Origin of the sequence: Micromonospora craterilacus, from assembly GCF_003236315.1 — a bacterium.
GTDB classification, from domain to species: domain Bacteria; phylum Actinomycetota; class Actinomycetes; order Mycobacteriales; family Micromonosporaceae; genus Micromonospora; species Micromonospora craterilacus.
In genome coordinates, this window is record NZ_POTY01000141.1 from 1 (window position 1) to 18,366 (window position 18,366).

At 73.3% G+C, this 18,366-nt stretch carries 19 protein-coding genes; 9 read left to right on the plus strand and 10 right to left on the minus strand.

Features of this window, described 5'->3' with window-relative positions; all coding sequences use genetic code 11:
* Positions 1-28 precede the first annotated feature (28 nt).
* The 8 genes from C1I95_RS21030 (at position 29) to C1I95_RS21065 (ending at position 9,174) form a co-directional block, all read left to right on the plus strand.
* Positions 29-1,222: a THUMP-like domain-containing protein gene (locus C1I95_RS21030; RefSeq protein ID WP_111215760.1), complete on the plus strand. Its 1,194-nt coding sequence runs from the start codon at positions 29-31 to the stop codon at positions 1,220-1,222.
* Between the two features lie 54 nt (positions 1,223-1,276).
* Entirely contained in the window at positions 1,277-1,756 is a 480-nt protein-coding gene (ybaK, locus tag C1I95_RS21035; protein ID WP_111215762.1) for a Cys-tRNA(Pro) deacylase, read from the plus strand.
* A 308-nt stretch (positions 1,757-2,064) separates the two neighbouring features.
* Positions 2,065-3,159 (plus strand): sugar ABC transporter substrate-binding protein, encoded by a 1,095-nt coding sequence (locus tag C1I95_RS21040; protein WP_111215765.1) that lies wholly within the window; start codon positions 2,065-2,067, stop codon positions 3,157-3,159.
* A gap of 65 nt (positions 3,160-3,224) precedes the next feature.
* Positions 3,225-4,040 carry an ATP-binding cassette domain-containing protein gene (locus tag C1I95_RS21045; protein ID WP_111215767.1) on the plus strand — a complete coding sequence of 272 codons (816 nt, stop codon included), beginning with the start codon at positions 3,225-3,227 and terminating at the stop codon, positions 4,038-4,040.
* A gap of 138 nt (positions 4,041-4,178) precedes the next feature.
* The gene (locus tag C1I95_RS21050) at positions 4,179-5,438 is read left to right on the plus strand and encodes a sugar ABC transporter permease (protein WP_111215769.1); all 1,260 of its coding nucleotides are present in this window, start codon (positions 4,179-4,181) and stop codon (positions 5,436-5,438) included.
* Positions 5,439-5,466: 28 nt separating this feature from the next.
* A complete protein-coding gene (locus C1I95_RS21055) occupies positions 5,467-6,648 on the plus strand; it encodes an ROK family transcriptional regulator (RefSeq protein ID WP_111215772.1) in 1,182 nt (393 codons plus the stop codon).
* 135 nt (positions 6,649-6,783) lie between these two features.
* Positions 6,784-7,521: a DUF4142 domain-containing protein gene (locus C1I95_RS21060; protein WP_111215775.1), complete on the plus strand. Its 738-nt coding sequence runs from the start codon at positions 6,784-6,786 to the stop codon at positions 7,519-7,521.
* A gap of 9 nt (positions 7,522-7,530) precedes the next feature.
* Positions 7,531-9,174 (plus strand): copper resistance CopC/CopD family protein, encoded by a 1,644-nt coding sequence (locus C1I95_RS21065; protein ID WP_111215777.1) that lies wholly within the window; start codon positions 7,531-7,533, stop codon positions 9,172-9,174.
* A 3-nt stretch (positions 9,175-9,177) separates the two neighbouring features.
* Here C1I95_RS21065 and C1I95_RS21070 read toward each other — a convergent pair whose 3' ends face one another.
* The 4 genes from C1I95_RS21070 to tsaB are packed head-to-tail and all read right to left on the minus strand — an operon-like array spanning position 9,178 to position 11,645.
* Positions 9,178-9,432, minus strand: a complete 255-nt coding sequence (locus C1I95_RS21070; RefSeq protein WP_111215780.1) for a hypothetical protein — start codon at positions 9,430-9,432, stop codon at positions 9,178-9,180.
* A 14-nt stretch (positions 9,433-9,446) separates the two neighbouring features.
* Positions 9,447-10,493, minus strand: a complete 1,047-nt coding sequence (gene tsaD, locus C1I95_RS21075) for a tRNA (adenosine(37)-N6)-threonylcarbamoyltransferase complex transferase subunit TsaD (protein WP_111215783.1) — start codon at positions 10,491-10,493, stop codon at positions 9,447-9,449.
* 7 nt (positions 10,494-10,500) lie between these two features.
* Positions 10,501-10,971 (minus strand): ribosomal protein S18-alanine N-acetyltransferase, encoded by a 471-nt coding sequence (rimI, locus tag C1I95_RS21080; protein ID WP_199523840.1) that lies wholly within the window; start codon positions 10,969-10,971, stop codon positions 10,501-10,503.
* Entirely contained in the window at positions 10,968-11,645 is a 678-nt protein-coding gene (tsaB, locus tag C1I95_RS21085) for a tRNA (adenosine(37)-N6)-threonylcarbamoyltransferase complex dimerization subunit type 1 TsaB (protein ID WP_111215787.1), read from the minus strand. The genes rimI and tsaB overlap by 4 nt, the downstream gene beginning before the upstream one ends.
* 382 nt (positions 11,646-12,027) lie before the next feature.
* On the opposite strand from tsaB, the gene C1I95_RS21090 reads away from it, so the two are divergent.
* Positions 12,028-12,723, plus strand: coding sequence for a helix-turn-helix domain-containing protein (locus C1I95_RS21090; protein ID WP_111215790.1), 696 nt, complete (start codon positions 12,028-12,030; stop codon positions 12,721-12,723).
* Between the two features lie 13 nt (positions 12,724-12,736).
* Here C1I95_RS21090 and ung read toward each other — a convergent pair whose 3' ends face one another.
* From ung to C1I95_RS21120, 6 genes are all read right to left on the minus strand, one after another.
* The gene (gene ung, locus C1I95_RS21095; RefSeq protein WP_111215800.1) at positions 12,737-13,438 is read right to left on the minus strand and encodes a uracil-DNA glycosylase; all 702 of its coding nucleotides are present in this window, start codon (positions 13,436-13,438) and stop codon (positions 12,737-12,739) included.
* A gap of 60 nt (positions 13,439-13,498) precedes the next feature.
* Entirely contained in the window at positions 13,499-14,011 is a 513-nt protein-coding gene (gene tsaE / locus C1I95_RS21100) for a tRNA (adenosine(37)-N6)-threonylcarbamoyltransferase complex ATPase subunit type 1 TsaE (protein ID WP_111215792.1), read from the minus strand.
* Positions 13,990-15,084, minus strand: coding sequence for an alpha/beta fold hydrolase (locus tag C1I95_RS21105; RefSeq protein ID WP_111215802.1), 1,095 nt, complete (start codon positions 15,082-15,084; stop codon positions 13,990-13,992). Before C1I95_RS21105 ends, tsaE begins: the two co-directional genes overlap by 22 nt.
* Positions 15,085-15,109: 25 nt before the next feature.
* Positions 15,110-16,228, minus strand: a complete 1,119-nt coding sequence (alr, locus tag C1I95_RS21110; protein ID WP_111215795.1) for an alanine racemase — start codon at positions 16,226-16,228, stop codon at positions 15,110-15,112.
* A 100-nt stretch (positions 16,229-16,328) separates the two neighbouring features.
* Positions 16,329-17,798 carry an NAD(P)H-hydrate dehydratase gene (locus C1I95_RS21115; protein ID WP_111215797.1) on the minus strand — a complete coding sequence of 490 codons (1,470 nt, stop codon included), beginning with the start codon at positions 17,796-17,798 and terminating at the stop codon, positions 16,329-16,331.
* Between the two features lie 38 nt (positions 17,799-17,836).
* Positions 17,837-18,205: a holo-ACP synthase gene (locus tag C1I95_RS21120; RefSeq protein ID WP_111215805.1), complete on the minus strand. Its 369-nt coding sequence runs from the start codon at positions 18,203-18,205 to the stop codon at positions 17,837-17,839.
* Positions 18,206-18,366 lie beyond the last annotated feature (161 nt).

Consider the following 18,366-nt stretch of genomic DNA (forward strand, 5'->3'; position numbering starts at 1 on the left):
GTCAGGGGCAGGCCGGAACAATGGGCGGGTGGATCTGGAGCAGCTGGCGGCGTTGCGTACCGCCGAGGGGTCGGCCGTGCTCGATGCGGCGGCTCGGGTGGCCGGCGGCGACCCGCTGGCCGCGGCGGCGGCGCTCCGCTCGGCCGGGGTGCCGGCCGGCTTGGCGGCGGCGGCGTTGACCCAGGCGGAGCTGCGCCGCAAGGCTGCCGGCAAGTTCGGGTCGGCGGCGGCCGGGATGTTCTTCACCCGGCCGGGCCTTGAGCAGGCCACCCGGCAGGTCGTCGCGCGCCGCCGCGCCCAGCGGCTGCGCGCCGCCGGGGTGACGAGCCTGGCCGATCTCGGCTGCGGGCTGGGGGCCGACGCGCTCGCCGCCGCCCGCGAAGGCATCCGGGTGTACGGCGTGGAGGCCGACCCGGTCACCGCCGCGCTGGCCGAGGCGAACGCGCGAGCGGCGGGGCTGGCCGAGTTGTTCACCGTCGAGTGCGGCGACGCGACCGCGTTCGACGTGACCCGGGTGGGGGCGGTCTTCTGCGATCCGGCCCGCCGCCGGGCCGGCACCGGCCGCCGGATATTCGACCCCAACTCGTACTCGCCGCCGTGGGACTTCGTCACCGGGCTGGCCGAACGGGTGCCGTACACGGTGGTGAAGGTCGCTCCGGGCCTCGACCACGCCCTCATCCCGGCCGGTGCCGAGGCCGAGTGGGTCAGCGTCGACGGCGACCTGGTCGAGGCGGCCCTCTGGTGTGGCCCGCTCGCCGAAACCCCCCGCCGCGCGACGCTGCTGGCGGAAGGGCCCGGTGCGGCGGCCTACCAGCTCACCGGATCCGGAGCGGTGGACGCGCAGGTCGGGCCGGTGCGGCGCTTCGTGTACGACCCGGATGCGGCGGTGGTCCGCGCCCACCTGGTCGCCGAGTTGGCCGCCAACCTCGACGCCACGCTGGCCGACCCGACCATCGCGTACCTCTACGCCGACGAGGCGGCGTCGACGCCGTACGCCCGCTGCCTGGAGGTGACCGACGTGCTGGCGTTCTCGCTCAAGCGGCTGCGCGCGCTGCTGCGGGAGCGCCGGGTCGGCCGGGTGGAGATCCTCAAGCGCGGTTCCGCGCTGGAACCGGAACGGCTCCGGCGCGACCTGCGGCTCAGCGGCGACCAGCCGGCGAGTCTGGTGCTGACCCGAGTCGCCGGGGCGCCGACGGTGCTGGTCTGCCGCCCGGTCAACTGAGCCGGGCCGCAAGCCGCTGGCCCTCGGGCCGGGCCGGGGATTAGGTTGGCGGGCATGGCGGGACGGGGTACGCCGGCGATGGCGCTGCTGGCGAAGCAGAAGATCAACCATCGCACCCACCCGTACGACGTCCCGGCGGACGCCCCCAACTACGGCGCGTTGGTCGCCGCCGTGCTCGGCGTGGCACCCGAGCGGGTCTTCAAGACGCTGGTGACCGAGGTGGACGGCGTGCTCACCGTGGCGGTGGTGCCGGTCACCGGCGAGCTGGACCTCAAGGCGCTCGCTGCGGCAGCCGGCGGCAAGCGCGCCACGCTGGCCGAGCGGGTGGCGGCCGAGCGCGCCACCGGGTACGTGCGCGGCGGCATCAGCCCGCTCGGGCAACGCAAGCGCCTGCCCACGGTGCTCGACGCCTCCGCCCTGGACCATTCCACCGTGTACGTGTCGGCGGGCCGCCGTGGCCTTCAGGTCGAGTTGGCCCCGGCGGACCTGGTCGCCCTCACCGACGCCCGCACCGCTCCGCTCGCCACCGCCTGACGCGGGCGAGACGGCCGGGGCCAGATCCGGCCGGCGACCCGGCGGCGCGCCGATGTCGGCCGGCCGCCCCTCGGCGGCTCGGCACCGGAACTCCGCCGACCCCGCCGGCCCAAGCCATCGACCAGCGCGTTTGGCTCGCTGACGGGGCCGTCGTGGCGGCGGGGTGTCGGGGGCGTTGCTGAATTGTTACCGCCGACAACAAACTCATGGCCACCACGCTCTTGTGCTGAAGTGTGACGCGGAATACGTTGCCGGGCACAACAAAACAACACCGACACCCTCTTCCCACCATCGAAAGGACCCTGCACATGCGCAAGGGCTTCCTCGCCGTCGGCGCCGTGGGCCTGCTGGCCCTCGGCAGCATGACGGCCTGTGGTAACGAATCCGATGGCGACCAGGCCGGCTCCAACAAGACCCCGAAGATCGGCGTGATCCTGCCGGACAGCAAGTCCTCGGTCCGCTGGGAGAGCGCCGACCGCAAGTTTCTGGCGGAAGCGTTCGACGCGGCCGGCATCAAGGCGGACATCCAGAACGCGCAGGGCGACAAGAACGCCTTCCAGACCATCGCCGACCAGATGATCACCGGTGGCGTCACCGTGCTGATGATCGTCAACCTGGACTCCGGCACCGGCAAGGCCGTTCTCGACAAGGCCAAGTCGCAGGGCGTCGCCACCATCGACTACGACCGCCTCACCCTCGGCGGCTCGGCGGAGTACTACGTCAGCTTCGACAACGAGGCCGTCGGCCGACTCCAGGGCGAGGGCCTGGTCAAGTGCCTGACCGACGCGGGCGTGCAGAAGCCGGCGATCGCGTACCTGAACGGCTCGCCGACCGACAACAACGCCACGCTGTTCAAGAACGGCTACGACTCGGTGCTCAAGCCGAAGTTCGACTCCGGCGAATACACCAAGGTCGCCGACGACTCGGTGCCGGACTGGGACAACGCCCAGGCCGCGACCATCTTCGAGCAGCAGCTCACCAAGGCCGGTGGCAAGATCGACGGAGTGCTGTCCGCGAACGACGGCCTCGGCAACGCTGCCATCTCCGTGCTGAAGAAGAACAACCTCAACGGCAAGGTCCCGGTCACCGGGCAGGACGCCGACCCGCAGGCGCTGCAGAACATCCTCGCCGGCGACCAGTGCATGACCGTCTACAAGGCGGTCAAGAAGGAGGCGGACGCCGCCGCCGAGCTGGCCATCGCGCTGGCCAAGGGCGAGCGCAAGGGGACCGGCCAGACGGTGAAGGACCCGGAGGGTGGCCGCGACGTGCCGTCCGTCCTGCTCACCCCGGCGGCGATCTACAAGGAGAACGTCAAGGACGTCATCGCTGACGGCTACGTGACCAAGGACGAGATCTGCGCCGCCGACTTCGCCAAGCTCTGCGCCGACGCGGGCATCAGCTGACCGCACCCCCGCCCAGGCGACGCCGCTGGACGGGCCCCGATCTCCCTCCGTGATAGGAGAACCCCGTGTCCGCGACCCCACTGCTGGAGCTACGCGGGATCGACAAGAGCTTCGGTCCCGTCCAGGTTCTACGCAACGTCGCCCTGTCCGCTTATCCAGGCGAGGTGACCGCGCTCGTCGGCGACAACGGCGCCGGCAAGTCGACCCTGGTCAAGTGCATCAGCGGCATCCACCCCACCGACGCCGGTGAGTTCGTCTTCGACGGCCGGCCGGTGAGCATCAACAACCCGCGGGAAGCCGCCGGGCTCGGCATCGAGGTCGTCTACCAGGACCTCGCACTCTGCGACAACCTTGACATCGTGCAGAACATGTTCCTCGGCCGCGAGAAGCGCAGCGGCATCGTCCTCGACGAGCCGACGATGGAACAGATGGCCGCGGAGACCCTGGCCGGGCTCTCCGTACGCACCGTGAAGTCGCTGCGCCAGCACGTCTCCAGCCTCTCCGGCGGCCAGCGCCAGACCGTGGCGATCGCCAAGGCGGTGCTCTGGAACAGCAGGCTGGTAATCCTGGACGAGCCGACCGCCGCGCTCGGCGTCGCGCAGACCGCCCAGGTACTCGAACTGGTCCGCCGGCTGGCCGACAACGGTCTGGCCGTCGTACTCATCTCGCACAACATGAACGACGTCTTCGCCGTCTCCGACCGCATCGCCGCGCTCTATCTCGGCCAGATGGTCGCCCAGGTGAGGACCACCGACATCACCCACGCCCAGGTGGTCGAGCTGATCACCGCCGGTCGTTCCGGCGGGCTCGGACTCGCCGCCGACACGGGCGCCAACGGCAACGGCGCGCCGGCCGACAGCACCACGGGAGGCGTCTCATGAGCGAGCCGCAGCGAGCGAATCAGCAACGCCGGACAGATGCCGGCACGCAGCGCAGCGGAGGGTCGGCATGAGCGAGCCGCAGCGAGCGAATCAGCAACGCCGGACAGATGCCGGCACGCAGCGCAGCGGAGGGCTGGCATGAGCACCACCGCCGTCACGCAGGAGGGGCCGGCCGCCGTCGCTCCGCCATCCAGCATCGGCAGCCACATCCGCGACTACTGGCGGCGGGTACGCGGCGGAGACATCGGCGCCCTGCCCGCCGTCGCCGGGCTGCTCGCCCTCTGCACGATCTTCTCGATCATGCGGCCGTCGTTCCTCACCGCCGGCAACTTCGCCAACCTGTTGACCCAGGGCGCGGCAGTCACCCTGATCGCGATGGGGCTGGTCTTCGTACTGCTGCTGGGCGAGATCGACCTGTCGGCCGGTTTCGCCAGCGGCGTCTGCGCGGCGGTGCTGGCCAACGTGGTCACCGTTCTCGGCTACCCGTGGTACGTCGCGGTGCTCGCCGCCGTGCTCACCGGCCTGGTGATCGGTACCGCGCTCGGTTTCCTGGTCGCCAAGGTCGGCATCCCGTCATTCGTGGTCACCCTCGCGGGCTTCCTCGCCTTCCAGGGCGTGGTGTTGCTGCTGATGGAGGAGGGCCGCAACATCTCGGTCCGCGACCCGGTGCTGGTGGCGATCGCCAACAACAACATGTCGCCGGTGCTCGGCTGGGCGCTGGCCGCGTTCGCCGTCGCCGGGTTCGCCGCGGTGCAACTGCTCCGCTACCGTAAGCGTGCGGCGCGCGGCCTGATCAACGACCCGCTGGCCGTGGTGCTGGGCCGCATCGTCATGCTGGCTCTCGTGCTCGGCATCGCCGTCTACGTGCTCAACCTCGAGCGCAGCCGCAACGTGCTGATCACCTCGCTCAAGGGCGTGCCGATCGTCGTGCCGATCATCGCCGTGCTGCTGGTGGTCTGGACCTTCGTGCTCAAGCGCACCAGCTACGGCCGGCACATCTACGCGGTCGGCGGCAACAAGGAGGCCGCCCGTCGGGCCGGCATCAACGTGGACCGGATCCGCATCTCGGTCTTCATGATCTGCTCTACGATGGCGGCGATCGGCGGTATCGTCGCCGCCAGCCGGGCCAACTCCGTCGACCCGAACACCGGCGGCAGTAATGTGCTGCTCTACGCCGTCGGCGCGGCGGTGATCGGCGGCACCAGCCTCTTCGGCGGCAAGGGCCGGGTGCTGGACGCAGTCCTCGGCGGTGCCGTGGTGGCGGTGATCGCCAACGGCATGGGCCTGATGGGCTACAGCTCGGGCGTCAAGTACGTGGTCACCGGTGTGGTGCTGCTGCTCGCCGCCAGCGTCGACGCGCTGTCCCGACGACGAGCCGCCGCGACCGGCAACCGCTGATCCGCACCACCGAAAGTAGTAAGCCCCGATGCGCGTAGGACCGAGCCAGGACGAGATCCGCCGGCAGAACCTCGGCGCCCTGCTGCGCCACGTGCACGTGCACGGCGCCACCACGCGCGCCGAGCTGACGAACACGCTGGGGCTGAACCGGAGCACCATCGGCGCGCTCACCGCCGACCTCGCCGCGGCCGGCCTGGTGACCGAGGGTGCGCCCAAGGAAACCGGCCGGGCCGGACGACCGTCGCTGGTCGTCCGGCCCGAGTCGGAACGGATCTTCGCGTACGCGTACAGCATCGAGGTGGACCGGCTGCGCGCCGCGCGGGTCGGCCTCGGCGGTGCGGTGCTCGACCGCCGGGAGTTGGACCGGCCGCGTGGTCTCACCGCCGCGGAGGCCGCGCCGCTGCTGGCCGGGGCGGTCAAGGAGATGCGGAACGCGCTGCCGGAGGGGGCCGTCTGCGTCGGTGCCGGGGTGGCGGTCTGCGGCATGGTGCGCCGCGACGACGGGCTGGTTCGGCTCGGCCCGACCACCGGTTGGGTGGACGAGCCGATCGGCACGGCGCTCGGTGCGGAACTCGGCGTCGACGTGCCGGTGACGGTCGGCAACGTGGCCGACGTGGCGGCGTTCGCCGAGCATGCCCGTGGCGTGGCGGCCGGCTGTGACAACGTCATCTATCTCTACGGCGATGTCGGCGTGGGCGCCGGGATCATCGCCGGCGGGCGGCGGCTGACCGGGCACGGCGGCTACAGCGGCGAGGTCGGGCACATGGTGGTGGCCCGCGACGGGGTGCGCTGCGAATGCGGCAACCGGGGTTGCTGGGAGACCGAGATCGGCGAGCACGCGCTGCTCCGGGCCGCCGGCCGATCCGACGCCCGGGGCCGGGAGGCGATGCTGGCGGTCTTCGACGCCGCCGGCCGCGGCGACGCCCGGGCCCAGACCGCGGTACGCCAGGCCGGCGACTGGCTCGGCTTCGGCCTGGCCAACCTGGTCAACATCTTCAACCCGGAGATGGTCATCTTCGGCGGCACCATGCGCGACCTGTACCTGGCCGCCGCCGCCCAGGTGCGTAGCCGGCTCAATTCCAACGGGTTGCCCGCCTGCCTGGAGCACGTCCGGCTGCGTACACCGAAGCTCGGCGAGGACGCCGCCCTGATCGGTGCCGCCGAACTGGCCTTCGAGCGGTTGCTCGCCGACCCGCTCGACGTCGGCTGACCCCGGTCGCGAGCCGGTCTCGGGAACGGTGAACTGATCGGCCGGACGATCCGTACCAGTGTGCGGACGGGCGGCCGGCGGGTGCGGACGCCCGTCTCGTAGAAATCGGTTCCCGACCGAGGAGGCACCGCAGACATGGCACCGCTGGATTCCGCTCGTCGCCGGCAGGGCAACCGGTCCCGTCGCCTGGCGGTGCTGCTCACCACGATCGCCGCGGCCCTCGTCGTGCTGCCCGGCGCGGCGTTGGCCGCGCCAGCGGGCCAGCAACTCAACGCCGCCGACCAGGCCCTGCTCGACGGGGTGCGGCTGGCCGGACTGTGGGAGATGCCGGCCGGGCAGATGGCCGCCGAGAAGGGGCAGTCGCGGGTGGTCCGGGAGATCGGCGCGGAGATCGCCCGGCAGCACGAGGAACTGGATCGGCTCACCGTGGAGGCCGCGAACAAGCTCGGCGCCGCCATTCCGAACGCGCCGACCACCGAGCAGCAGGGCTGGCTGACGGAGATGAAGAACGCCTCCGGCGCCCGCTTCGACCAGATCTTCGTCACCCGCCTGCGGGTCGCCCACGGCAAGATCTTCCCGGTCGTCAGCGCGGTCCGGGCCAGCACCCGCAACCCGGTCATCCGCGACCTGGCCAACGCGACCAACACCTTCGTCGGCGACCACATGACGATGCTGGAGAGCACCGGGCTGGTCCGCTGGGCCGAGCTGCCGCCCGCGGCGCTGCCCGCGCCGGGCAACGACGGCCTGCTCGCCGCCGCATCGGCCAACACCGGCCCGCAGATCGGCATCAACAACACCCTGATCTGGGTGATCTTCCTCGGTGCGCTCGGCACCGGCGGCTTGCTCTCGTACCGCATGCTCCGCCGCAGCTAGCCCCGACCGATGGCGACCCGTACCCGAGCCGCTGTCCTGCTCGGGCTGATCCTGGCCTCCCTGTGCGCCGCCCTGGTGCCCGCCGGCCCGGCGGCGGCGCACGCCGTCGTGGTGGCCACCACCCCGCTGCGCGACGAGGTCCTCGGGTACGCGCCGCGCGAGGTGCTGGTGACCTTCAGCGAGCCGATCGCCGCCGTCCCCGGCCGGGTGCAGGTCCTCGCACCCGACGGCAAGCGGATCAACGTCGGCGCCCCGGAGGTCCGGGACCGGACCATGCGCATGGCGCTGCGGGCCTCCGACCGGCCACTCGGCACCTACCTGGTCAGCTACCGCGTCATCTCGGCGGACAGCCATCCGGTCGCCGGGAGCTTCACCTTCGCCGCCGGGGCACCCTCGGCGACCCCGCCGCTGCCGGCCGCGGCGGAGTCCGAATCACCGGCCGGGGCACTGGTGCCCGTCGCCAGGTTCGTCGGGTACCTGGGATTGCTCCTGGCGGTCGGCCCGCCGCTGCTCGCGGCGACCATGTGGCCCCGCCGCCGGTCCCGGCGGGGGGCGACGGTCGCGGCGCTGGTCGGGCTCGGCCTGGTCGCCGCCGCCACGCTGGGCACCTGGGTCGGGCAGGCCGCGCAGGTGGTCGGTGCCCCGGTCGGGCAGTTGTCCCCGGCCGACCTCCGCGCGGTCGCGGACAGCGACATCGGGGTGGTGCTGACGGTACGACTGGCGCTGGTCGGCTTGGCCGCCGCGCTGCTGCCGGCGGTCACCCGGGGCACCGCCGGCCGGCCGCGTACCGGAGCGTTGGTGGCGGTGGGGGTCGCCGGACTGGTCACCTGGCCGGTCGCCGGGCATCCGGTCGCCTCGCCGGTGCCGCCGGTGAGCATCGTGCTGACCACCGTGCACATCGCCGGGGTCACCGTCTGGCTGGGTGGGCTGCTCGCCCTCACCATGTTCCTGCTCCGGGGCACCCACGAGCGGGTCCTCGCCCGGATCCTGCCGGCCTGGTCGAGGGCGGCCACGCTGGCCGTGGCCTGGCTCGTCACCGCCGGGGTCATCCAGGCCGCGATCGAACTCGGCCGGCCGTCGGCCCTGCTCGGCAGCACGTACGGCCGCCTGCTCTGCGCCAAGGCCGCGCTGCTGGGCGGCATCCTGGCCGTCGCGGCCTGGCAACGGCGGCTGATCCGCCGGCAGGTCGCCGCCGGCCAACCCCGACGGGTCGCCCGGGCGGCCGGCGTCGAACTCGCGGTGACGGCGGTGGTGCTGGCGCTGACCGCGGTGCTCGTGCAGACCCCGCCCGGCCGTACGGCCGGCACGACGGCGGCCGGGGCGACCCGGGAGGGCGTCGCGCAGTCGCTCACCACCGACCTGTTCACGCTCCAGTTCGACGTCTACCCGGCGGCCGCCGGCACGGCGAACAGCCTGCACGCCTACGTCTACACACCCGAGGCGAAGGAGCTGCCGGTGGCGGAGTGGACCATCACCGCCGCCCTGCCGGAGGCGGGCATCGAGCCGATCACCGTCGAGGTCTTCGCGCTGGAACCGCACCATGGCAGCGCCGAGATCCACTTCCCGGTGGCCGGTGACTGGACGCTGCGGATCACCGCCCGGACCAGCGAGATCGACCGGTCCACCGCCACCACCACGGTGACCATCCGCTGAGGTTCAGCGGTCGACCTGGGTGAAGTCCCAGGAGTGCGGAGGCCGGGCGAGCAGCATCACCGGCGGCTCGGGCAGCGGCCGAGGGCTGCTGCGCCACTTCGAGATCACCACCACCCGGTGGTCGGTGGAGGAGAACACCTCGCTGGACAGGTGCAGCGGGTCGTGCTCGAACTCGGGCAGGGCGGTGTCACAGACCCAGGTGATCAGGTCGGCGACGCCGTACGGCTCCGCCCGTGCCTCCCACATCCGTACGATCACGTTCCCGTCCTCCCTCAGACGCTGACCGTGGTCAGCGGCATGGCCGAATCCGCGGGCAGGTCGAGTCGGCTCGGCGCGACACCTGCGGCGACCAGGTGCGAGCCGAGCGCCGCCACCATCGCGCCGTTGTCGGTGCACAGTCCCGGTCGGGGGACACGTACCCGGATGCCGTGCCGGGCGGCCCGCTGCTCGGCCATCGCCCGCAACCGCGAGTTGGCCGCCACTCCCCCGCCGATCACCAGGGTCTCGATGCCGTTGGTACGGCAGGCGTCCAGCGCCTTCCCGACCAGCACGTCGCAGACCGCCTCCTGGAAGGACGCGGCGACGTCGGCGACCGGGACCGGCTCACCGGCCCGCTGCCGTGCCTCCACCCAGCGGGCCACCGCGGTCTTCAACCCCGAGAACGAGAAGTCGTAGCGATGTGCGGCGAGGTCCTTGGCGGCGGTCAGCCCGCGCGGGAAGGCGATGGCCGCCGGGTCGCCGGCCCGAGCCTCCCGGTCGATGTACGGCCCGCCCGGAAACGGCAGGCCGAGCAGCCGGGCGATCTTGTCGAACGCCTCACCGGCCGCGTCGTCGATGGTGGCGCCGAGCGGCGTCACGCCCCGGGCCAGGTCGTCGACCAGCAGCAGGGACGAATGCCCGCCGGAGACCAGCAGCGCGATCGCCGGCTCTGGCAGTGGACCGTGCTCCAGGGTGTCCACCGCGACGTGCGCGGCCAGGTGGTTGACGCCGTAGACCGGCTTCTCGGCGGCGACCGCATACCCCTTGGCCGCCGCCACCCCGACCAGCAGTGCGCCGGCCAGGCCGGGACCGGCGGTGACCGCGATCGCGTCGACGTCGGCGAGGGTGACCCCCGCCCTGGTCAGCGCCCGTTCCATGGTCGGCACGATGGCCTCCAGGTGCGCCCGGCTGGCCACCTCGGGCACCACCCCGCCGAACCGGGCGTGCTGGTCCACGCTCGACGCGAGCGCGTCGGCGAGCAGCGTGTGCCCGCGTACGACGCCGACGCCGGTCTCGTCGCACGAGGTCTCGATGCCGAGAATCAGTGGTTCGTCAGCCATGGAAGTCTCAGTCCTGGATGCGCTGCATCACCAGCGCGTCGGTGTTGCTCGGTTGGTAGTAGCCGCGCCGCACGCCGATCGGTTCGAACCCGTACATCGCGTAGAGCCGCTGGGCCGGCGCGTTGTCCGCCGCGACCTCCAGCAGCACGGCGCGTACGCCCTGCCGGGCGGCCTCGGCGAGCAGGGCCTCCAGCAGCAGCCGCCCGACCCCCCGGCGCTGGACGTCCCGCCGGACCGCGACGTTCTGCACCCACGCCTCGTCGGGCGGGGCCACGGCGAGCCCGGCGTAGCCGAGCACCGCGCCGCCGTCGTCGGTCACGACCCGGTAGAAGTGCCCGTGCGACAGTTCGTTCCAGAACATCGCGGCGGACCACCGCTCGGCGCCGAAGAGATCCGCCTCGATCGGCAGCACCTCGTCGATGTGCCACCAGCGGAACCGGGCAAGGTGCACCAGGCTCTCTCGCTGCCGGTCCCTCATGGCAGGACCGGTTTGCGCGCCGTCGCCGCCACCGCGTCCGGACGGCGCAGGTAGAGCGGGGTGAGCGGGTCACCGGGCGCACCGGCGCGGATCCGCTCGGCGGCCAGGGTGGCGAGGGCGGTCGCGTCCGGGTACCGCGGCTCGGGTCGCAGGGGCAGCCCGAGGGCGTCGGCGTACCGGTGCGCTCCGTCGCCGACCGCGGCGGTGACGGCCAGCGCGCGGGCCTGTTCGGCGGCGGCCGTGGGCGCGCCGACCTCCGGCCCGACGAGGCGCTGGCCAGCGCCGTCGTAGACCGCCCAGTAGATCTCCCGGCGCCGCGCGTCGCTCGCCGCCAGCACCGGCTCGCCGGCCGCCGCCGGGTAGCCGATGGCGTCCAGCGAGCAGACGCCGTACGCGGGAATGCCGAGCACCTGCCCCATGGTGGCGGCGGTGACCAGCCCCACCCGCAGCCCGGTGAACGGGCCGGGGCCGAGCCCCGCGACGATCGCGCCCAGGTCGGCCGGTCGGGCGCCGGTGTCGGCCAGGACCGCGTCGACCTGCGGGGCAAGCAGTTCACCGTGCGCACGGGCGTCGACCGTGCACCGGTGCGCCCGGGTGGTCACCGCGCTCGCCGTGACCTCGACCAGGGCTGCGGTCACCGCCGGGGTCGAGCTGTCCACCACGAGTACGAGCACAATGAACCACCCTATCCGCACGCCCACCCGACCGACGCCACCCCGCCGCCCTGGCGGCCGGGCTCCCGGGCGGCCGGGCTCCCGGGCGGCCGGGCTCCCGGGCGGCCGGGCTCCCGGGCGGCCGGGCTCCCGGGCGGCCGGGGCTCCCGGGCGGCCGGGGCGCCCCTGCTGCGCGGACTCGGCCGCCCGTCACACTCCGTGACGCCGCACCGCTACATTGCCTTACCGTCCTGATTTCACAGCGAAATATTTATTTCGGCGTGAAATCAGGCTCTCCGGAAGAGACATGGGTCCTCGCCCTGTCCACGCAAGGGCCGAACCGAACTGACATGAATACGTCCGAGCTACCTCAGGCGGCGTCGGGATGCGCCACCATCCGGGGATGACCGGAAGCCGGCTCGCCACCCAGATCGCCACCGCCCTCCGCCGCGAGCGGGAACGCCAGCAGCTCACCCAGCGCGCGCTGGCCGACCTGGCCGGCGTCGGGCAGGCCACCCTGGCAAATCTCGAAAAGGGTCAGCGACTGCCCAGCATCCGGCTGGTCGAGCGCGTCTTCGAGGCCCTGGAACGGCAGCTTTCGGTGGTGGTCGAGCCGCTCGACGCACATCTCGACGCCCGGCTGGCTGACCTCGCGGCGCGTCCGTTGGCCGACCGCGTCGACGATCTGAACCTCGACCGCCTGTTGGACCGGCTCGGTGACCTGCCGTACCTGTTGACCGGCAGCACCGCGGCGATCCTCCAGGGCGCTCCCGTGCCCGCCGACGGGTGCGAGATCGCCGTGCGCTGGCGCGACTCCGTCGCCTTCACGGCGTGGCTGAACTCCGCCTACGCCCAACGCTGGAGCGAGCGGTGGGGCGAGTACGGCGGGCTGCGGGTGGAGCCGGAGGAGCCCGGCGCGCACCGGTGGTTGACCCGTTTCGGCGAGGTCCGGGCGACCATGTGCGACGAGCTGCCCGAGCCGATCGAGGTCCGCCACGGCGAGCGGGCCTACCGGGTGGTGCCACTGGTCGAGGTGGTACTCGCCGACCCACGCGCCGCCGGACTGCTACGCCGCTACCAGAGTCGCTCCACCGCCTGACCAGCGCCGCCCCTCAGCCGGCTGAGCGCTCCCATTCGATGGTGGGCAGGCCGGCGTCGGCGAGCGCCTTGTTGGCGGCGCTGAACGGGCGGCTGCCGAGGAAACCGCGCGGGTTCATCGGGCTGGGGTGACCCGCCTCCAGCACCACGTGCTGCGGGTTGCCGACCAGCGCGGCCTTTTTGCGCGCGTAGCCGCCCCAGAGAAGGAACACCACCCGCGAATCCAGGGCGTCGAGCGCCCGGATGGTGGCGTCGGTGAACTCCTCCCACCCGCGGTTGGCATGCGAACCGGGGGTGCCCTGCCGCACGGTGAGCACCGAATTGAGCAGCAGCACACCCTGCGCCGCCCAGCCGTCGAGATTGCCGCTGCGCGGCTTCGGCACGCCCAGATCCTCACCGAGCTCCTTGAACACGTTGCGCAGGGACGGCGGCACGGAGACCCCCTCGCGCACGCTGAAGCTCAACCCGTGCGCCTGCCCCGCGCGATGGTAGGGATCCTGCCCGAGGATCAGCACCCGACAGTCCGACGGCGCGCAGAGCCGGTAGGCGGAGAACAGATCCTCGACCGGCGGGAAGACCGTGCCGGTCGCGTACTCCTTGGCGACGAACTCACTCAGCGCGGCCGTGCGGGCCGGGTCGAGATGCGGGGTGAGCACCGCCCGCCAGTCCTCCGGCAGCAACGCCAGCAGGTCCAGGGTGGCAACGTCGTCGGGCATCAGCAGCCTTTCACCGGTCGGATCGTTCCCGGGCACTGTAGGCAGTGGGTACGACAGCCTTCAGCCCAGGGCAGCCAGGCCCAGGGCCGCCAGCCGCTGCGCCCAGTCGCCGCCGACCGGCACCAGCTCGGCGACCCGGGTGTCGTCCTCCCGCCGGTCGAGCCGGATCCGCAGGTGCGCCTCGGCCAGTTGCTCGACCAGCCCCTCACCCCACTCGACCACGGTCACCGCCTCGTCGACCGAGGCGTCCAGGTCGAGGTCGTCGATCTCGGCCCGGGGGTCGCTCGCGTCGCCCAACCGGTACGCGTCGGCGTGCACCAGCGCCACGCCACGCCCGCCGACCGGGTCCGGCCGGTGCACCCGGGCGATCACGAACGTCGGCGAGGTGATGTCGCCGAGCACCCCCAGCCCGGCCCCGATCCCCTGGGTCAGCGCGGTCTTGCCGGCCCCCAGCGGGCCGGTGAGCAGCACCAGGTCGCCGGCGCGCAGCAGCTCGGCCAGCCGCCGGCCGAAGGTGTGCGTGTCCGCGGCGGTGGGTAGGACGACGCGGTTCACCGCTCGTCCCGGCCGCAGGTGTCGAGAAAGCCGGTCAGCGCGGCGTTGACCTCGTCGGCGTGCTCCAGCATCACCACGTGCCCACTGTCCTCGATCTTGACGAACTCGGCGTGCGGCAACCGCCGGACGATCTCCTCCGAGTGGGTCATCGGCGTGATCATGTCCTTGTCCCCGACGATCACCAGCACCGGCGTCCCGGCCAGCGCGACCAGCGCCGGGAACCGGGAGTGGGTTGCGATGGTACGCAGATAGCGGGTCACCGTGTCGGCCGAGGTACGCGAGTTCATCTGCTCCACGTACGACACCAGCGCCGGGCTCGGCTTGCGGGTGCCGAAGCCGTACCGGCGGGTGAGCAGCCAGGCCACGTTGGTGGTCGACTTGCGTGCCCGGTCGATCACCGCACCGCCGTACCGGGTGACGTTGCCGGCCATGTAGAGCACCGGAGCGCCGACCCGGCCGAGCAGGGCCGGCGCGACCAGCTTCGTCTCCGCCAGCAGCCCGCCCGAGGTGGCCATCAGCACGGTGCCCACCACCCGGTCGCCGAACATCTCCGGGTACAGCTCGGCCAGCGCCATGATGGTCATGCCGCCCATCGAGTGACCGACCAGCACCAGCGGCCCCTCCGGGGCGACCTCGTCGATCACCCGGCGCAGCGTCCGCCCCAGCGCGATCAGGTCGTACTCGCCGCTCTCCAGCCGGCTCGACAAACCGTGCCCGGGCTGGTCGTACGCGACGATCCGGTGCTCGCCCCGCTCGGCCAGCAGCTTGCGCTGGAAGTGGAAGGTGCCCATGTCCAGGCAGAAGCCGTGTACCAGCACCACCGTCGGGTTACCGGCGACCGGCCGGGTCGGCTCGACCACCTCGACGTGGATGTCGGTGCCGTCGGGCATCTCCAGCCGGTACGCCTCGTCGAACCGCTGCTCGCCGAAGGGCTCGCCGGCGTACGGGTCGGCGGGGTCGGCCTTGAGCCGACGGACCAGGGCGCGCTCGGTGGCCACACCGGCGGCAAGCCCGGCGGCGGCCACGCCGAGCACCGCTCCGACCACGCCGGCCGCCTTCCCCGTGGCGGTCCGTGGCCGAGGAATGCGCATCACGGCACCACCCCACTCCTCACGCTCACGGCAACTCGCCGTCGTAGACGCGCGGGACCCGGATGCTGCCGAACCGGGTGACGATCTCGTAGTTGATGGTGCCGACCGCCTCGGCCCAGTCGTCGGCGGTGGGCTCGCCGTCGGCGCCGCTGCCGAACAGGGTGGCCACGTCGCCGGCGGCCACCGGGTCGTCGCCGCAGTCGAGCACGAACTGGTCCATGCAGACCCGGCCGGAGATGGTCCGCCGACGCCCGCCGAGCTGCACCGGACCGGCGTTCGAGGCGTGCCGCGGCACCCCGTCGGCGTAGCCGAGCGGCACCACGGCCAGGTTCGTCTCGCTCTCCGTGGTGTACGTGTGGCCGTACGAGACACCGGAGCCGGCCGGGACCCGCTTGGTCAGCATCACCCGGGCCCGGGCGGTCATCGCCGGCCGCAGCCCGTAGCTCTCCCCGGCCACCGGGGAGAGGCCGTAGACGGCCAGCCCCGGACGGACCAGGTCGAAGTGGGTGTCGGGGCGGGTCAGCGTGGCCGCCGAGTTGGCCAGGTGCCGGTAGCGCGGGCGCAGCCCGGCCCGTTCAACCATGGCCAGGCCCTCGTGGAAGACGGCCAACTGCCGGTCGGTGGTCGGGTGGCCGGGCATGTCCGCGTACACGAAGTGGCTCCACACCCCGACGACCTCGACCAGCCCGTCGGCCTGTGCCTTGGCGGCGGCGTCGAGCAGGGCCGGCCAGTCGGCGACGGTCGCCCCGCCCCGGGCCAGCCCGGTGTCGATCTTCAGGTGCACCCGGGCCGGGCGTTCCGCGCGCCGGGCCGACTCGACCGTCTCGTCGAGCTGCGGCAGGCTCGCCACCCCCAGGTCGACGCCGACCGTGACGCCGGTGTGCAGCGGCAGCCCCGGCGCGAGCAGCCAGGCCAGCACCGGAACGTCGATGCCGGCCGCGCGCAGCGCCAGCGCCTCGTCCAGGGTGCAGACGCCGAGCCAGTCCGCCCCGGCGTCCAGCGCGGCCCGGGCGGCCGGGACCATGCCGTGCCCGTAGCCGTCGGCCTTCACCACCGCCATCAGCTCGGCGTTGGTGCCGGCGCGCAGCCGGCTCACGTTCTCCCGGATCGCGTCAAGGTCGACACGTACCTCGGCCTGCCACATGCCTCCACCCTACTTTCCGCGCTGATCACCGCGGGGTGCCCCGGCCAGGTCCGTCCGGGGCGACGCCGGAACGGCGTCCGGAGTGAGGGGCGAAGGGCGCTCAGGGCAGGCGGGCCAGCACCGGACGCAGCGCGGCGACCACGTCGGGCGCGGTGACCGGGCCGCCCCGGGCCGCCTCCCGGCCGGCCAGCCCGTGCAGGTACGCCGCCGCCGCGGCGGCCCGCTCCGCCCGCAGCCCGGCCGCGAGCAGCGAGCCGAGCAGTCCGGCCAGCACGTCGCCGGTGCCCCCGGTGGCCAGCGCGGCGGTACCGGTCGGGTTGACGTACGCCCGGCCGTCCGGCGTGCCGATCACCGTGCGGTCCCCCTTGAGCAGCACCACGGCGTTCATCCAGGCGGCCAGCCGCAGCGTGGCGGCGACCCGGTCGGTGCCGGGCTCCTCGCCGCAGAGCCGGGTGAACTCCCGGTCGTGCGGGGTGACCACGATGGGTGCGTCGCGCCGCCGCAGCTGGTCGGCGAGGGAGCCGTCCACCAGCAGGGTCAACGCGTCGGCGTCCAGCACCACCGGCACCGGCGCGGCGAGCACGGCACGCAGCTCCGCGGCCGCCTGCTCGTCGGTGCCCAGCCCCGAGCCGCACACCCAGGCCTGGACCCGGCCGGCGTCGACCACCCGGCCGGTGGCGATCACCGAGGGGTGCTCACGCACCACCTCGTCCCGGGCACCCCCGGCGTAGCGGACCAGGCCGGTCGGCCCGGCCAGCGCACCGCCGACGGAGAGCGCCGCCGCACCCGGGTAGGTCGCCGAGCCGGTGGCCACCCCGACCACGCCCCGGCTGTACTTCTCCGAGGCCGGACCGAGCCGGGGCCACCAGTCGGCAACGTCCGACCCCTCGACGACGTGCAGCGCCGGGCTGCCCCGCAGCCACGGTTGCAGCCCGATGTCGACCAGTTCCACCTCACCGGCCAGCGCGGCGGCGGGACCGACGGCGAGCGCCGGCTTCAGCGCGCCGAAGGCCACCGTCACGTCGGCGCGTACCGCGTTGGGCCGGCCGGACGCGGTCAGCGGCACCGCCCCGGTGTCCACCGCGACACCGCTGGGCACGTCCACCGCCACCACCGTGGCCCGTCCGCCGTCGCGCCCGTGGTGACGCAACAGGCTCGCCGCCAACTGCTCGGCGGTTTCCCGCAGCCCACCCTGGCCACCGATGCCGACGATCCCGTCGAGCACCAGGTCGACCACCGACGGTGGGCGGTCCACGATCCGCCCGCCGGCGGCCCGCAGCGCGGCCAGCCCCTCGGCGTGGGCGCGGCCCGGGGTCAGCAGCAACGCCGACACGGCCGCGCCCCGCCGGGCGAGGCGGGCGCCGGCGTACAACGCGTCGCCGCCGTTGTCGCCGGAGCCGACGAGCAGCAGCACCGGCGCGGCGTACACCCCGCCCCGGTCGGCGAGCAGCAGCGCGCAGCGGCGGGCCAGCCCGGCCGCGGCGCGCTGCATCAGCGTGCCGGCCGGCAGGCTGGCCATGAGTGCCTTCTCCGCCGCGCGTACGTCCGCCACCCGCCACACCGGCCGCATGTCACACCCCGTTCCCGCGCCCCGGGCGCGTCCGACGCTCAGCGCTCCGCCACCACCATCGCGGAGGCGATCCCGCCGTCGTGCGACAGCGAGAGATGCCAACGATTGATACCCCGTTCGGTGGCCGCCGCGGCGACCGTGCCCGAGACGGTCAGCCAGGGCCGGCCGTCCGGATCCGCCACGATCTCGCAGTCGTGCCAGCTCAGCCCGGCCGGAGCGCCGAGCGCCTTGGCCACCGCCTCCTTGGCGGCGAAGCGTGCGGCCATCGACTCGGGTGACCGTGGGTTGCCGGCGGCCGTGAACCGCTCGGCCTCGGTGAACAGCCGGTCGGCGAGCAGCGGGGTGCGAGCCAGCGCCCGGGCAAACCGGTCGACCAGCACCACATCGATGCCGACAGCAACGATCACCCGGCCCACCCTACCGGCGGGTGAGCCGCAAGATAGCCCGCCGGAGCGCACCGGGCAACGGCTGTGGACAACCTCGGGGTACGCCGGCCGCCGGTTGTCCACAGGGCGGTTCCGCGCCCCCGGGTGCCACCTAGCGTCGGCCGGGTCGGGGGTGCCGGGCG

Coding starts and splice junctions, on each gene's coding strand:
- C1I95_RS21050 (WP_111215769.1), top strand. CDS start 4,179: ATGAGCACCACCGCCGTCACGCAGGAGGGGCCGGCCGCCGTCGCTCCG.
- C1I95_RS21105 (WP_111215802.1), bottom strand. CDS start 15,084: ATGCGCATTCCTCGGCCACGGACCGCCACGGGGAAGGCGGCCGGCGTG.
- C1I95_RS21115 (WP_111215797.1), bottom strand. CDS start 17,798: ATGCGGCCGGTGTGGCGGGTGGCGGACGTACGCGCGGCGGAGAAGGCA.
- C1I95_RS21090 (WP_111215790.1), top strand. CDS start 12,028: ATGACCGGAAGCCGGCTCGCCACCCAGATCGCCACCGCCCTCCGCCGC.
- ung (WP_111215800.1), bottom strand. CDS start 13,438: ATGCCCGACGACGTTGCCACCCTGGACCTGCTGGCGTTGCTGCCGGAG.
- alr (WP_111215795.1), bottom strand. CDS start 16,228: ATGTGGCAGGCCGAGGTACGTGTCGACCTTGACGCGATCCGGGAGAAC.
- C1I95_RS21040 (WP_111215765.1), top strand. CDS start 2,065: ATGCGCAAGGGCTTCCTCGCCGTCGGCGCCGTGGGCCTGCTGGCCCTC.
- C1I95_RS21055 (WP_111215772.1), top strand. CDS start 5,467: ATGCGCGTAGGACCGAGCCAGGACGAGATCCGCCGGCAGAACCTCGGC.
- C1I95_RS21065 (WP_111215777.1), top strand. CDS start 7,531: ATGGCGACCCGTACCCGAGCCGCTGTCCTGCTCGGGCTGATCCTGGCC.
- rimI (WP_199523840.1), bottom strand. CDS start 10,971: ATGAGGGACCGGCAGCGAGAGAGCCTGGTGCACCTTGCCCGGTTCCGC.
- ybaK (WP_111215762.1), top strand. CDS start 1,277: ATGGCGGGACGGGGTACGCCGGCGATGGCGCTGCTGGCGAAGCAGAAG.
- C1I95_RS21060 (WP_111215775.1), top strand. CDS start 6,784: ATGGCACCGCTGGATTCCGCTCGTCGCCGGCAGGGCAACCGGTCCCGT.
- tsaD (WP_111215783.1), bottom strand. CDS start 10,493: ATGGCTGACGAACCACTGATTCTCGGCATCGAGACCTCGTGCGACGAG.